Origin of the sequence: Mesorhizobium sp. M0518, assembly GCF_040321125.1 — a bacterium.
In the GTDB taxonomy this organism is placed as follows: Bacteria; Pseudomonadota; Alphaproteobacteria; order Rhizobiales; family Rhizobiaceae; genus Mesorhizobium.
In genome coordinates, this window is the sequence record NZ_JAMYQY010000004.1 from 210,887 (window position 1) to 224,477 (window position 13,591).

The window sequence follows — 13,591 nt, forward strand, 5'->3', positions numbered from 1 at the left end:
CCTAAAACTTCGTGACCACCCCAATACCAATGCCCTCGAAGCCGCCCATCGCCATCAGGGCCGCGGGCGCCTCGTCGAGGCTGATCCTCTTGCCGACCAGCAGTTCGGGCTTCAGCTTGCCGTTGCGGATCATGTCCATCATCGCCTGGTAGCGGTAGGCCTGCATGCCGTGGCTGCCGAGGATTTCGAGTTCAAAGGCGATCACCTTGTCCATCGGCACCTGCGGCCGGGCATGCTCGCCCAGCATCAGGCCGACCTGCACATGGCGGCCGCGCCGGCGCAGATTGGATATCGAATTGAACGAGGTGGTGGGGTGGCCGAGCGCGTCCATCGACATGTGCGCGCCGCCATTGGTGATCTGCTTGACCGCCTTGACCACGTTCGGTGTCGTGGATGCATTGATGGTGGCGACGGCGCCGATCTTTTTGGCGAAATCCAGTTTCTCGTCGGTGAGATCGATGGCGATGACATTGGCGCCCATTGAGCTGGCGATCATGATCGCCGACAGGCCGACGCCGCCGCAGCCATGCACCGCGACCCATTCGCCCGGCTTCACCCGGCCCTGGTCGACGATGGCTCGAAACGAGGTGACGAAGCGGCAGCCGAGGCTGGCGGCGGTGGCGAATTCCATCTCGTCGGGCAAGCGCACGAGATTGGTATCGGCGTGTTCGATGGCGACATATTCGGCGAACGAGCCCCAGCCGGTGAAGCCAGGCTGTGTCTGGTGTTCGCAGACCTGGTGATTGCCCGAATTGCACTCGAAGCAGCGGCCGCAGCCGACGGCGAACGGCACGGTGACGCGCTCGCCGGCTTTCCAGCGGGTGACCTGCTTGCCGGCGGCAACAACGACGCCGGCCAGCTCGTGGCCCGGCACATGCGGCAGCGTGATGCCGTCGTCATGACCCATCCAGCCATGCCAGTCGCTGCGGCACAGACCGGTCGCCTCGACCTTGATGACGACGCCATCAGCGGCCGGCTTCGGATCAGGAACGGTCTGGATCCTCGGCGCTTCGCCGAATTTCTCGAAGACGACGGCTTTCATCGGTCACTCCACCCTCTGTGCTGCAGGAAACGATAGCCGATTCCCTGTCTGGTCGAGCAGAAATCGATTCCGCCAGGCCTGTTGGCAGGCAGCAGCTCTTAACCGGTTCCGCGGTTGCGAAAGTCGGCAAGCCGGGTTTCGCCGGGGGCAAGCTGCCGCCCGTCCTCGGCATGTACTTCCAGTCGCTTGATCGGCCGGCTGGTGAGATTGTCGACCATGAAGGTATAGGGTTCGCCCGGTCCGGCGAAGTAGGTTTCGCCCCATTGCCGCAGGGCAACCAGGACATAGAACAGGCCGCGTCCCTTTTGCGTCAGCACATATTCATGATGCGCGCTGCCGTCGGGCGCCGGGACCGTTTCGAGGATGCCATGCGCGACAAGATTGCGCAGCCGCGACGACAGGATGTTCTTGGCGACGCCGAGGCTCTTCTGGAATTCGCCGAAGCGCCGCAAGCCGTCGAAGGCGTCACGCACGATGAGCAGCGACCACCAGTCGCCAATCGCGTCCAGTGGTCGCGCTATGAAGCAATCCGCTTCGTGGTGGCTCGTTCGTTTCACCATGGCAGTCGTCGGTCCAATGCTCTAATTTCGGTTGCAACATAAAACTGTTCCGCCTATCCAGCAAGAGGTTTCAAGTTGAAACCTTTTGTGGAGAGAGACATGAACATGCAGGTGGCGAACAGCGGTGCAACAAGCCTCGAGCAATCCGATGGGCCGCATCGGGTGGCGCCGCCGCCTACGGGATTGTCACGATTGACCGCGCTGATCTTCGCCATCGCCTGCGGCCTGAGCGTCGCCAATATCTATTTCGCTCATCCGCTGCTCGACGCCATAGCGCATGATTTTGCTATCGCGCCGGCCTCGGTCGGCATCGTGGTGACGGTCACGCAGATCGGCTATGGGCTCGGCCTGTTCTTCATCGTGCCGCTGGGCGACCTGTTCGATCGCCGCAAGCTGATTGCCGGGCAGGCGATTCTGTCTGCCGTGGCGCTGGTGGCGGTCGGGATCGCGCCCAACGCGGCGATGCTGCTGGCGAGCCTCGCGGTCGTCGGGCTGCTGGCGGTGGTGGTGCAGGTGCTGGTCGCCTTCGCTGCCGACCTCGCTGTAGCATCGGAGCGGGGGCGGGCGGTCGGCACCGTCACCAGCGGCGTCATCCTGGGCATCCTGCTTGCCCGCTTCGCTTCGGGGGTCGTCGCCGATTTCGCCGGCTGGCGCTGGGTTTATCTTGTCTCGGCCATGTTGACGCTCGTCATGGCGATGGTTCTCTACCTGATCCTGCCGCGCCACGAGGCGGAGCGGCCACGCACATCCTATCCACGCCTGCTCGCTTCGGTGCTGCTGCTGTTCGCGCAGGAGCCGCTGCTGCGCGTGCGGGCGGTGCTGGCCATGCTGATCTTCGCCAGCTTCAACGTGCTGTGGGCGCCGCTGGTACTGCCGTTCAGCGTCGCGCCATTTTCACTTTCGCATACCGAGATCGGGCTTTTCGGCCTTGCGGGCGTCGCCGGCGCGCTCGGTGCGCGCTGGACCGGCGGCCTCGTCGATCGTGGATGCGGCCAGTTGGTCACCGGCCTCAGCCTGCTGCTGATGATGGCGGCTTGGCTGCCGATCGCCTTCATGGGCATGTCTCTGTGGTTGCTCGTCGCCGGCATAGTCATGCTGGATCTGGCGATCCAGGCCGTCCACGTCACCAACCAGAGCCTGATCTTCGCCCGGCGGCCGGATGCGCGCAGCCGACTGGTTGGCGGCTACATGATCTTCTACTCGGTCGGCAGCGCCCTGGGCTCCATCGCCTCGACCATGGCTTATGGTGCAATGGGCTGGAATGGCGTCTGTGTGCTTGGCGCCGGCATCGGCCTGTTGGCGCTGCTGTTCTGGGCGTTGACGCTGCGCGTCGGCAGATAAGCCTATGGCCACGGCGCGGTGTCGAGAAGCGGCTGCCAGGCTCGGAACCAGTCGCTCGCCTCGGCCTGCCACGGCCAGATGCCGTCCACAGTGGGATAGATCAGCTGGAGAACACCGAAATCCAGGCCGTCGTAGAACCAGAGGTCCCAGCCGAAATGCTCGCGATAGTGTTCGATATGAACGGCGCCGAATTGACAGTCGAAACCTTCGATAAAACCGGACGATCGCTGCCCTGGTTGGAAAACCTCGCCGGAGCGGACGCGGCTGCAATACTCGTTGATGATGAACTGGGAGATTTCCGGCTTCAGGCCGATGACGATGAGTTCCGGCGCCTTGAAGTTGTGCTCTATTCCAACCGAATAGGTGAAAGGCGGATCGTCGCCTTCCTCCAGCACATGCAAGATGTGGCAGCCATAAGCCTCTATATCGGCCAGCGCCTTGGCTTCACCTGGGTCGGTGGCTTTTCTACTCGGCATCGATCTGGTTCCGGGGCGCGGCTTTCTGGAAGGCCGGCAGCGCCATGCAGGCGGCATTGATGCGCGCGATCGTCGGGTAGGGGGTCAAGTCGACGCCGAAGCGGGCGTTGCTGGCAATCTGCGCGGCGAGGCAGATGTCGGCCAGGCCCGGCGCGTCGCCATGGCAGAATGTACCCCTCTCCGCCGCCGACGCCATGATCTTTTCAAGCGGCTGAAAGCCCTCGTTCACCCAATGGCGGAACCAGTTGGCGATGTCTTCGTCGCCGGCGCCGAACAGCGTGCGCAGCGAGGTCAGCACGCGCAGATTGTTCACCGGGTGGATGTCGCAGGCGATCATCTGCGCCAGCATTCTCACGCGTGCCCGGCCGGCCGGGTCCTTCGGCAGCAGCGGTGGTTCCGGTTTGGTCTCGTCGAGGAACTCGATGATCGCCAGCGATTGCGTCAGCAGCGTGCCGTCGCCGAGCACCAGCGCCGGCACCAGGCCTTGCGGATTGACCGCGAGATAGGCTGGTTCCAGATGTTCGCCATGGCGCAGATGATGCGGGACATAGTCGTAGCTCAGCCCCTTCATCTCCAGCGCGATCCGCACCCGGTAGGAGGTGGAGGAACGGTAGTAATTATGCAGGACGAGGCCGCTCATGCGCTCACTTCGGCTGGCCGATGGTCACTTCGATGGTGCCGATGCCGTCGACGCCGCCGGTCATCGTGTCGCCGGGGCCAACCGCGCCGACGCCTGCCGGCGTACCGGTGAAGATCAGGTCGCCGGGCTCGAGCTCCATCGCCTCGCTGCAGATCGACACGATATCCGATATTGGCCAGATCAGTTCAGCGAGGTCGGCATCCTGCCTGACCTTGCCGTTGACGGCGAGCCAGATGCGGCCCTTCTGTGGGTGGCCGGATTTCGCCGCGGGGATCAGCGGGCCGCAAGGCGCGGAGCGGTCGAAGGCCTTCGACCAGTCCCACGGACGGGCGGCCTTCTTGGCCTCGTCCTGCAGATCGCGGCGAGTGAGGTCGATGCCGACGCCGTAGCCCCAGACGTGGTCCAGCGCCTTGTCGCGGGCAATGCGGAAGCCGGCTTTGCCGATCGCAGCCACCAATTCGATCTCGTGGTGTAGATCGGCCGTCAGCGGCGGGTAGGGGATAGCGGTGCCGGAATCGACCACCGCGTCGGCCGGCTTGGTAAAGAAGAAGGGCGGATCACGCTCGTCATTGCCGAATTCGCGGGCATGCGCCGCGTAGTTGCGGCCGACGCAGTAGATACGGCGCACCGCGAAACGATCGGACGAGCCCGCAATGGCCACCGATGCGGTTGCGGGCAAGGGAAGGACGAATTCTGTCATGTGGGTCTCTGCTTGGTTGCCGGAACATTCGACCGATTTGGGGGCCTGGACAAGGCGATTGGTCGAGAAAGTGCCGGCGGCACTTTCCGCCGGAGATGGCGATATACTATTTGGCAATAATCTGGCCATGCTGACGAGGCTATTCTAATCGCCCACGAACTGAAATGAACCCCTATGACCGCAACCCACGATCGCGCCCGGTTCCTGATCATCGACGATCACCCGCTGTTTCGCGAGGCGCTGCACAGCGCCGTGCAGATGGCCTACCCGGAAGTCGACACCGTGGAGGCGCGCTCGATCACCGAGGCGCTGGACCTTCTGGCCGGCGCCAAGCCGTTCGATCTCGCGCTGCTCGACCTCAACATGCCCGACGTGCATGGCTTTGAAGGCCTGCTGCAGCTCCGGACCCGCTATCCGCGCCTGCCGGTGGTCATCGTCTCGGGCTATGAGGAGCCGAAGATCATTTCCGAGGCGCTGTCCTATGGTGTCGCCGGCTTTATCCCGAAATCGGCGCGCAAGAGCGACCTCGCCGCCGCCATACGCTCGGTGATGGAAGGCGCGATCTATGTGCCGGAAACTTATGAAGGCCGCACACCCGACGCTGAAAGCGTCGACCGCGCCGACATGGTGCAGCGCCTGTCGACGCTGACGCCCCAGCAACTGCGCGTGCTGCAGATGCTGCGCCAGGGCCTGCTCAACAAGCAGATCGCCTACGAGCTGCAGGTGGGAGAGACCACCGTGAAAGCGCATGTCTCGGAGATATTGCGCAAGCTCAATGTCTACAGCCGCACGCAGGCGGTGATCGAGGTTTCGAAGCTGGACAATGCGGAGCTGTTTCGGGATCAGGCTGGGTTTTGAGGCTCGCCGTCCCTCATCCAAGTAGGGTTGTCACCACCACGCTCAACACTGGCTGGGCGAACGTGGTAAAAGTGCACTGTCACCGTAATTCGAAAATCGCAACAATTTCGGCCTCTACATCTATTGGTACAGTAGCTCATCCCTCGCCGCATATGCAGCCATCGTTTCTCTAAATAGTCTTATCATACCAAACGCGCCGATAACCATTTGAGCAGCGCCTCGCCTTCCTTTCAGTTTCTCCATTAATATATCCCTCTTCGCAAGAATGTGGCCTTGAGATGCAGCGCTTTTTAGAAATATTTCAGCATCCGGATCAGTCGGTTCATTTTTCTGTATCAAGCGATAGCACCAGTAGGCGGCGGACGGGTTCCGGGTGGAGATTTTTTTAAACAGCTCTAAAGATTCAATATTGTCGCCAATTCTTTGTTTCAACCCAGCAATTCTATAAGTTGCCATTTCGATTCCGCCACTTTCTGCAATCGAATAGTAACTTACCGCCAGATCATCATCGTGACAATCGGTATTACTGTCATAAACTATCCCCAGAGAATACGCCGCCGCCGCTTTCTTGCTCTCATAGTTCATTGCGTCTAAGAGAATTGATATTGCTTTCTCCACTTCACCCTTGTGGAGGGCTTCCTTGGCTTGAACTAAATGCGTGTCGTCATCGGACATAGGTAGCTCCTCTTTCAATCATCACCTTTGCGCTATCAAATGCGTTGACAGTATGCACTATGGGCCGGGAGGACATATTAAGAGTGCACTGTCACCGTAATTGCCGGATCTCACAGTCGCGCCTGGACGATGCCCCTCATAATCACGGCACCGCGTCAGCGCGCATGAGCGTTACCTTCCTTATCCCATCTGCCGTGCCGCTTTTTATGGGGACGCCAAAATTATCAAGCACGTCCTTGCGACTGGATGAAAAGGAATGTCCAAGAGGTCTCGATCCAAATTGTCAAACTACTGCGTGCGGATACGTAATGTATGCGGACTTCCGGAAGATCATCGTCAACTTTTTTTCGGAATTTCCAATATTTAAACGGTGGCGATCTCAAAAGTGACGCCTCCGTCTTTCCAAGTAGTTAAGCATCGAATTGGTTATTGTCTAAGCCAGCAAATGTGCCAGCAGCGCCCTTAGCTGTGCCGGCTTCAGCGGCTTGCGCATCAGTTCGATGCCGCCGGAGCGGGCGGCTTTGGCGACCGCTTCCGAACTGTCGGCGGTGACGATCAGCGCCGGCACGGCGCGGCCGAGATAATCGCGGACTTCGGCGATGGTCGTGGTGCCGAGATCGCCGCCGTCGAGATGCTGGTCGGCAATGACGATGTCGGGCACCCAGTCGGTGTCGCCAAGCATGTCGAGCGCATCGTCGGTCGAGGTCGCGGCCCGCACCAGGCATTGCCAGCGTTCGAGCAGGAAGGTCATGGCCTGCAGCACTTCGATATCGTTCTCGACCAGCAGCACCTTGGTGCCGAACAGGCCATAGCCGCGCGGCCGTTCCATATCGGCAACGCTAGCGATGGCATCGGCTGGCGCACCGATGCCGACGGGAACATCGATGTGGAAGATCGTGCCGCGTCCGACCTTCGACGAGAATGTCACGGGATGGCCGAGCGCGCTGGCCATGCGGCGCACGATGGCAAGCCCGAGCCCGAGACCGCCACCGTCCAGTTCGGCATTGGCCGGCGAGGTGCCGCGATGGAACTCCTCGAATACCGCCTCGCGCTGGTCGTCGGGAATGCCGCAGCCCGTATCGGCGACGTCGATGCGGATGGTGTCGCCGCGATGTCTGGTGCCGACAAGCACGCCGCCCGAGCGTGTATAGCCCAGCGCGTTGGAAAGAATGTTCTGCAGGATGCGGCGCAGCAGCGTGCGGTCGGAGCGGACCACCGCATGGACCGGCCGGAATTTCAGCGACAGGCCTTTCATCTCCGCCACCGGCAGGAAATCCGAGCGAAGCGACGAGAACAGCGCCTCCAGGCTGACATCGCTTATGTCGGGCTGCACCACGCCGGCATCGAGCTTGGAGATGTCGAGCAGGGTTCGCAGCAGGTCCTCCATCGTTTCCAGCGAGCGCTCGACCTGCCGCACCAGTTTCTTGCCCTCGTCACTGGTCTGAACTTCGGCGAGCGCCGAAACCGAGAGATGGGCCGCGTTCAGCGGCTGCAGCACGTCGTGGCTGGCAGCGGCGAGGAAACGGGTTTTCGACAGGTTCGCCAGTTCGGCGTTTTCCTTGGCGGCGCTGAGGTCGATGTTCGACTGCTCCAGCCGGCGCAAGGTCGAGTGCAGTTCCTCGGTGCGGGTGCGCACCCGGTTTTCCAGCGAAATCGCGGTCTGGAACAGCGAAAAGGCGTTGCCTTGCTGGTCCATAGAGCGCTCGACGCGGCTGACCAGTGCCGCGTTGATCTTCTTCAGCTTTTCAAGATCGTTTATGTCCCTCAGCGGCATCTTGTTGCGCCGTCCTATTCCGCCGCCTGGCGCTCGCCGAAGGCGATGCCGGTAAAAGTCTGATTCAGATGCATCGACCGGTACTGTTCGCCATAGGTGCCGAAGCCGATGACATTGTTGACCCGGTAGAGTTCCGAAATCTCGCGAAACACCTGCCGATTGCGCGCGTCGAGCCGGCGCAGCACGCAGTCGAAGCCGAGGATCATGTCGATGCCGCCAAGCCTCTCCTCGACATCGCGCAGGGCGGCGCGCGTCGATTCGACCATGTCCTTTGGTTGGGCGATCGACAGCACGACGCCATCGTCTATGGCGCAGAAGAACGACAGCGAGCCGTCGGCATGCATCTTCTGGATCGATCGGCAATAATATTGGCCGCCCACCTTCACCACCACGGGATGCGAGGCGAAGCTCAGTGGCGTCAGCATCTGCGCGACGATGCCGACGGACGCGGCATATTCCTGCGCTGCATTGGTGGCGTTGAATTCGCGCACGATGCGGTGATCGGGATCGGAAGCCGTCACCACCAGTTTTTCATCGGTGGGAACGAAGTTGTCGGTCTTGAAGACATGGAAGGGAATTTCGGTCGATATCAGCACGATGATGGCGCTGTCGGAGGTGACCTTGCCGTTCGAGATCAGGCGCGTCGTCTCGAATTTCAGATCGTCGCCGGCGGAGCCGCCAAGCAGCGGTATGTCATCGAGGCCCCAGTGGATGGCTGAACTCACCGCTTCTTCGGCATAAGAGAGCCCGTCGATGAAGCAGAGCGCGAAAGTGCCTTTGGTCCGATCGCAACCGAGGCGCGCGCGCAGCGATCGCCGCAGGGTCTCCACCTCGCCGGTGATCCTGTCCATACCCGACGAGGACAGATTTTCGACCATCACGCTAACGGCGGTGAACGCGGTGGACGGAAGCAGCATGGCCAGCACATGACCATCCTCGAGACCTTGCGGCGTGATCTCGCCGGCAGTCGAACAGCCGGCGTGGTGGAGCGCCGGTGCGTGGGTCATGAGCGCCTGGGAAAGGGCGCTGGCTTCGACTAGGCTCTGGGAAAAGAACAGCAGGGCAAAGCCTGCGTCGATGGCGGCTGCTTCCAGTGCGATCGCCTTGGCGAACGCCTCCATGTCGGGCTCGTCCGTGGTGAGCGCCGACAGGCCGCATGCATAGCGCGTCTGTGAATTGGCCAGCGATGTTCTCCGCATTTCCTCCGACGCTTTTTTGTGCGCGGCTGTTTTTAAATGCTTCTGGCGCGCGGGCGTCGACCGACATTGTTGCCTTCAATCGGCGGTTTGGCAATGGGGCCACCGGCACCGCATGTTTGGGCGCGGCCATGACCGAAAGTACAATGTTCCGCGTTTGCGACGTGCTGTTTTTTGTCCGATGTGCGGTGTACGAATAATGCACCACCGAAGCGCGAATACCGCGTCGGCAGCGTGGATACCAAGGTTGATACCCAGGGAGGGACCATGTCGGACGTTTCGTTGATGGTGAACGGAAAGCGGGTCAGCGGTGCTGCCGAGGACCGAACACTTCTGGTTCACTTCCTACGGGAAAATCTCGGTCTTACCGGCACGCATGTCGGTTGCGACACCTCGCAATGCGGTGCCTGCGTCGTCCACGTTGATGGCAAGGCGGTCAAATCCTGTACGATGCTTGCGGTGCAGGCCTCCGGCTCCACCGTGTTGACGATCGAGGGCCTGGCCAATGGCGCCGACCTGCATCCGGTGCAGGCCGCCTTCAAGGAACATCACGGGCTGCAGTGCGGCTTCTGCACGCCGGGCATGATCATGACGGCGACCGACATGATCAGCCGCCACCCCGAAGGGCTCGACGAGGCGACGGTGCGCGCCGAGCTCGACGGCAACATCTGCCGCTGTACCGGCTACCACAACATCGTCAAGGCGATCCTCGCCGCATCGACGACGATGAAGGGGTCGAAGGGTAAGGCGAAACAAGCTGCTTAGGCAAGGGAATAAGGGAGTAGGGCAGTAGGGGAGTAGGGCAAAAAGGCCAACGCAACGAGGCCTCTTTTTCCCTACTCCCTTACTCCCCTACTGCCCTACTCCCATAAATTCCGGAGGAATTTCTGATGGGCATTGAAGGTGTTGGCGCTCGGGTCGCGCGCAAGGAAGACAAACGGTTCATCACGGGCGCCGGCCGCTATGTCGACGACATGGTGGTTCCCGGCATGAAGCACGCCGCGTTCGTGCGCAGTCCGCACGCGCATGCGCAGATCAAGAAGATCGATGTGAAGAAGGCCCAGGGCATGCCCGGGGTCATCGGCGTGCTGACCGGCAAGGAACTCAAGGCCGACGGCATCGGCAATCTCATCTGTGGCTGGATGATCCACTCCAAGGACGGCTCGCCGATGAAGATGGGGGCATGGTCGCCACTGGCGTTCGACCGGGTCCGTTATGTCGGCGACGCCGTCGTCATCGTCGTCGCCGAGACCAAGGGGCAGGCGCGTGATGCCGCCGAGGCGGTCGAGATCACCTACAAGGAGTTGAAGGCCGTCGTCGATGCCTCCAAGGCGATGGACAAGGGTGCGCCGCAGATCCACCCCGAAGCCGACAACAATCTGATCTTCGACTGGGACATCGGCAATGCCGACGACACCGCGGCGGCCTTCGGGAAGGCGGCCCATGTCGTCAAGATGGACATCATCAACAACCGGCTGGTGCCCAACGCCATGGAGCCGCGCGCCGCACTTGGCCATTACGACAAGGCCGAGGATCACTATACCTGCTGGACGACCTCGCAGAATCCGCATGTGGCGCGGCTGGTGATGAGCGCCTTCTACAATGTCGCGCCGGAAAACAAGCTGCGCGTGATCGCGCCCGATGTCGGCGGCGGCTTCGGCTCGAAGATCTACATCTATCCCGAAGAGATCGTCTGCCTGTGGGCGTCAAAGAAGACCGGCGTGCCGGTCAAATGGGTGGCCGACCGGACCGAAAGTTTTCTGACCGACGCGCATGGCCGCGACCATCACACCCATGCTGAAATGGCCTTCGACAAGGACCACAGGATCCTCGGCCTGAAGGTGGAAACCCAAGCCAATCTTGGCGCCTATATGTCGCTGTTTTCATCGGCGACGCCGACCTATCTCTATGCGACGCTGCTGTCGGGCCAGTACAACATCCCGGCCATCCACGCCAATGTGAAGGCGATCTACACCAACACCGCGCCCGTCGATGCCTATCGCGGGGCGGGGCGGCCGGAAGCGACCTTCGTCATGGAGCGCATGATGGAGACGGCGGCCCGCCAGTTCGGCGTTTCGCCGGCTGAGCTGCGGCGCAAGAACTTCGTCACAGCGTTTCCGCATCAGACGCCGGTCATCATGTGCTATGACGCCGGCGACTATGCCGCTTCGCTCGATGCGGCAATGCAGGCGTCGGATTATGCCGGCTTCGCCAAGCGCAAGGCCGCCGCCGCCAACAAGGGGTTGCTGCGCGGCATCGGCATGAGCTGCTACATCGAGGCCTGCGGCATCGCGCCGTCTGCGGCCGTCGGCTCGCTCGGCGCCGGTGTCGGCCTTTGGGAATCGGCGGAAGTGCGCGTCAACGCGGTCGGTACGATCGAGGTGCTGACCGGCTCTCACAGCCACGGCCAGGGCCATGAGACGACCTTCGCGCAACTGGTCAATGAGCGCTTCGGCGTGCCGCTCGATTCGGTCTCGATCGTCCATGGCGACACCGACAAGGTGCAGATGGGCATGGGCACCTATGGCTCGCGCTCGGGTGCGGTCGGCATGTCGGCCATCGTCAAGGCGCTCGACAAGGTCGAGGCCAAGGCCAAGAAGATCGCGGCGCACCTGCTCGAGGCCGACGAAGGCGACATCATCATCGAGAACGGCGCGCTGAAGGTGGCCGGCACCGACAAGAACGTGCCGTGGTTCCAGATGGCGCTGGCCGCCTACACTGCCCACAACCTGCCGGGCGGCATGGAGCCCGGGCTCAAGGAGACGGCGTTCTACGATCCGTCGAATTTCACCTTCCCGGCGGGCTGCTATATCTGCGAGGTCGAGGTCGACCCGGAAACCGGCGTCACCGAGATCGTCCAGTTCGTCGCCGCTGACGATTTCGGCAACATCATCAACCCGATGATCGTCGAGGGCCAGGTGCATGGCGGGCTGGCGCAAGGCATTGGCCAGGCACTGCTCGAAGGCGCCTATTACGACAACAGCGGACAATTGCTGACCGCGAGCTACATGGATTACACCATGCCGCGCGCCGGCGATCTGCCGTCGTTCAAGGTCTCGACCTCGAACACGCCTTGCCCGGGCAATCCGTTGGGGATCAAGGGCTGCGGCGAGGCCGGCGCCATCGGCTCACCGCCGGCGGTGATCAACGCCATCACCGATGCCATCGGCAGCAACGATCTTGCCATGCCGGCTTCGCCGTCCACCGTGTGGGCCGCGATCCGCGCGACGAAACATTGAACGCGAATGGCGAATAGGGAGTAGCGAATAGGGGGAGAACGCGATGTTCGCTACTTCCTGTTCGCTCTTTCACCCAGGGGAGAAAGACAAATGTACGCAGTCAACTATCACCGCGCCGCCTCGGTCGCCGATGCCGCCAAGCTGATCAAGACCGGCGACGCCAAGCTGCTTTCGGGCGGCATGACGCTGATCCCGGCGATGAAGACGCGGCTTGCCGCGCCGTCCGACCTTGTCGACCTGTCGCGGATCACGGAGCTGCAGGGCGTCACGGTGTCGGGCAAGACCGTCGCCATCGGCGCCGCCACCACGCATCACGCTGTTGCCAATGACGAGAAGCTGAAGAAGGTCTGTCCGGCGCTTTCTCATCTGGCATCGCTGATCGGTGATCCGGCGGTGCGCCACAAGGGGACGATCGGCGGCTCGATCGCCAACAACGATCCGGCGGCCGATTATCCGGCGGCGCTGCTGGCGCTGGGCGCCACCATCATCACCAACAAGCGCCAGATATCAGCCGACAAATTCTTCAAAGGCCTGTTCGAAACGTCGTTGAAGGATGGCGAAATCGTCACCGCCGTCACCTTCACCGCGCCGGCCAAGGCGGCCTATGAAAAATTCCGCAATCCGGCATCGCGCTACGCCATCGTCGGCGTGTTCGTGGCCAAGGGCAAGGATGGCGTCAGCGTCGCCGTCACCGGTGCCGGCGACGACGGCGTTTTTCGTTCGAAGGAGATCGAGGCAGCATTAGCCGGGAACTTCGCGGCCTCGGCACTCGAAGGGGTAAAAGTGCCGGCGAAGAATTTGATGACCGACATCCATGCCTCGGCCGACTATCGCGCCAATCTGATCGCGGTGATGGCCAAGCGCGCGGTGGCTGCCGCCAACGCCTGATACGGTCAGTTGTGAACACGGGAGAAGGGGTCATGCGGCCCCTTTTCCTTTTTGGGACGACCTGTAGTTGTCCAATTTTGATGGAATCGCCCCCCGCACCAATCGTTTGCCTGAGCAATTTCTTCCGCCGACACTTCACCTGGAACTGCACCGGCGGCAATCTCGCACTTGCACAAATCCATATTGCACTGCAATATGGATT

13 protein-coding genes are annotated in these 13,591 nt (G+C 61.7%); 5 read left to right on the forward strand and 8 right to left on the reverse strand.

Features of this window, described 5'->3' with window-relative positions; all coding sequences use genetic code 11:
- Nucleotide 1: 1 nt before the first annotated feature.
- Together NKI66_RS07745 and NKI66_RS07750 are read right to left on the reverse strand one after the other, a co-directional pair.
- The gene (locus tag NKI66_RS07745) at nt 2–1,042 is read right to left on the reverse strand and encodes a zinc-dependent alcohol dehydrogenase family protein (protein WP_023812233.1); all 1,041 of its coding nucleotides are present in this window, start codon (nt 1,040–1,042) and stop codon (nt 2–4) included.
- 98 nt (nt 1,043–1,140) lie between these two features.
- Entirely contained in the window at nt 1,141–1,602 is a 462-nt protein-coding gene (locus tag NKI66_RS07750) for a winged helix-turn-helix transcriptional regulator (protein WP_023812232.1), read from the reverse strand.
- Nucleotides 1,603–1,701: 99 nt separating this feature from the next.
- Between NKI66_RS07750 and NKI66_RS07755 the strand changes: the two genes are divergently transcribed.
- Nucleotides 1,702–2,943 (forward strand): MFS transporter, encoded by a 1,242-nt coding sequence (locus NKI66_RS07755; RefSeq protein WP_023812231.1) that lies wholly within the window; start codon nt 1,702–1,704, stop codon nt 2,941–2,943.
- A gap of 2 nt (nt 2,944–2,945) precedes the next feature.
- Here NKI66_RS07755 and NKI66_RS07760 read toward each other — a convergent pair whose 3' ends face one another.
- From NKI66_RS07760 to NKI66_RS07770, 3 genes are read right to left on the reverse strand one after another with little or no spacing between them, the layout of a single operon-like run.
- Nucleotides 2,946–3,419 carry a DUF4262 domain-containing protein gene (locus NKI66_RS07760; RefSeq protein ID WP_023812230.1) on the reverse strand — a complete coding sequence of 158 codons (474 nt, stop codon included), beginning with the start codon at nt 3,417–3,419 and terminating at the stop codon, nt 2,946–2,948.
- Nucleotides 3,409–4,059, reverse strand: a complete 651-nt coding sequence (maiA, locus tag NKI66_RS07765) for a maleylacetoacetate isomerase (protein WP_023812229.1) — start codon at nt 4,057–4,059, stop codon at nt 3,409–3,411. The genes NKI66_RS07760 and maiA overlap by 11 nt, the downstream gene beginning before the upstream one ends.
- A 4-nt stretch (nt 4,060–4,063) precedes the next feature.
- Nucleotides 4,064–4,759 (reverse strand): fumarylacetoacetate hydrolase family protein, encoded by a 696-nt coding sequence (locus tag NKI66_RS07770; protein ID WP_023812228.1) that lies wholly within the window; start codon nt 4,757–4,759, stop codon nt 4,064–4,066.
- Between the two features lie 174 nt (nt 4,760–4,933).
- On the opposite strand from NKI66_RS07770, the gene NKI66_RS07775 reads away from it, so the two are divergent.
- The gene (locus tag NKI66_RS07775) at nt 4,934–5,617 is read left to right on the forward strand and encodes a response regulator (protein WP_023812226.1); all 684 of its coding nucleotides are present in this window, start codon (nt 4,934–4,936) and stop codon (nt 5,615–5,617) included.
- A 120-nt stretch (nt 5,618–5,737) separates the two neighbouring features.
- Here the strand turns inward: NKI66_RS07775 and NKI66_RS07780 are convergent, their stop codons facing one another.
- From NKI66_RS07780 to NKI66_RS07790, 3 genes are all read right to left on the reverse strand, one after another.
- The gene (locus NKI66_RS07780; protein WP_031213515.1) at nt 5,738–6,292 is read right to left on the reverse strand and encodes a tetratricopeptide repeat protein; all 555 of its coding nucleotides are present in this window, start codon (nt 6,290–6,292) and stop codon (nt 5,738–5,740) included.
- A 433-nt stretch (nt 6,293–6,725) separates the two neighbouring features.
- On the reverse strand, nt 6,726–8,066 hold the full coding sequence (locus NKI66_RS07785; RefSeq protein ID WP_023812224.1) for a hybrid sensor histidine kinase/response regulator: 1,341 nt from the start codon (nt 8,064–8,066) through the stop codon (nt 6,726–6,728).
- A 14-nt stretch (nt 8,067–8,080) separates the two neighbouring features.
- Nucleotides 8,081–9,265, reverse strand: a complete 1,185-nt coding sequence (locus NKI66_RS07790; RefSeq protein ID WP_050592709.1) for an FIST signal transduction protein — start codon at nt 9,263–9,265, stop codon at nt 8,081–8,083.
- Nucleotides 9,266–9,529: 264 nt separating this feature from the next.
- On the opposite strand from NKI66_RS07790, the gene NKI66_RS07795 reads away from it, so the two are divergent.
- From NKI66_RS07795 to NKI66_RS07805, 3 genes are all read left to right on the forward strand, one after another.
- On the forward strand, nt 9,530–10,027 hold the full coding sequence (locus NKI66_RS07795) for a (2Fe-2S)-binding protein (RefSeq protein ID WP_023812222.1): 498 nt from the start codon (nt 9,530–9,532) through the stop codon (nt 10,025–10,027).
- Nucleotides 10,028–10,152: 125 nt separating this feature from the next.
- Nucleotides 10,153–12,501, forward strand: coding sequence for a xanthine dehydrogenase family protein molybdopterin-binding subunit (locus tag NKI66_RS07800; RefSeq protein WP_023812221.1), 2,349 nt, complete (start codon nt 10,153–10,155; stop codon nt 12,499–12,501).
- Between the two features lie 90 nt (nt 12,502–12,591).
- Nucleotides 12,592–13,389: an FAD binding domain-containing protein gene (locus NKI66_RS07805; protein ID WP_023812220.1), complete on the forward strand. Its 798-nt coding sequence runs from the start codon at nt 12,592–12,594 to the stop codon at nt 13,387–13,389.
- The last annotated feature ends 202 nt before the right edge of the window (nt 13,390–13,591 follow it).

What these genes read in the sequence shown, in the direction of transcription:
- NKI66_RS07790 (WP_050592709.1), bottom strand. Translation starts at nt 9,265, where the DNA reads ATGCGGAGAACATCGCTGGCCAATTCACAGACGCGCTATGCATGCGGC.
- NKI66_RS07770 (WP_023812228.1), bottom strand. Translation starts at nt 4,759, where the DNA reads ATGACAGAATTCGTCCTTCCCTTGCCCGCAACCGCATCGGTGGCCATT.
- NKI66_RS07745 (WP_023812233.1), bottom strand. Translation starts at nt 1,042, where the DNA reads ATGAAAGCCGTCGTCTTCGAGAAATTCGGCGAAGCGCCGAGGATCCAG.
- NKI66_RS07755 (WP_023812231.1), top strand. Translation starts at nt 1,702, where the DNA reads ATGAACATGCAGGTGGCGAACAGCGGTGCAACAAGCCTCGAGCAATCC.
- NKI66_RS07805 (WP_023812220.1), top strand. Translation starts at nt 12,592, where the DNA reads ATGTACGCAGTCAACTATCACCGCGCCGCCTCGGTCGCCGATGCCGCC.
- NKI66_RS07785 (WP_023812224.1), bottom strand. Translation starts at nt 8,066, where the DNA reads ATGCCGCTGAGGGACATAAACGATCTTGAAAAGCTGAAGAAGATCAAC.
- NKI66_RS07775 (WP_023812226.1), top strand. Translation starts at nt 4,934, where the DNA reads ATGACCGCAACCCACGATCGCGCCCGGTTCCTGATCATCGACGATCAC.
- NKI66_RS07760 (WP_023812230.1), bottom strand. Translation starts at nt 3,419, where the DNA reads ATGCCGAGTAGAAAAGCCACCGACCCAGGTGAAGCCAAGGCGCTGGCC.
- NKI66_RS07750 (WP_023812232.1), bottom strand. Translation starts at nt 1,602, where the DNA reads ATGGTGAAACGAACGAGCCACCACGAAGCGGATTGCTTCATAGCGCGA.
- NKI66_RS07800 (WP_023812221.1), top strand. Translation starts at nt 10,153, where the DNA reads ATGGGCATTGAAGGTGTTGGCGCTCGGGTCGCGCGCAAGGAAGACAAA.
- maiA (WP_023812229.1), bottom strand. Translation starts at nt 4,059, where the DNA reads ATGAGCGGCCTCGTCCTGCATAATTACTACCGTTCCTCCACCTCCTAC.
- NKI66_RS07795 (WP_023812222.1), top strand. Translation starts at nt 9,530, where the DNA reads ATGTCGGACGTTTCGTTGATGGTGAACGGAAAGCGGGTCAGCGGTGCT.
- NKI66_RS07780 (WP_031213515.1), bottom strand. Translation starts at nt 6,292, where the DNA reads ATGTCCGATGACGACACGCATTTAGTTCAAGCCAAGGAAGCCCTCCAC.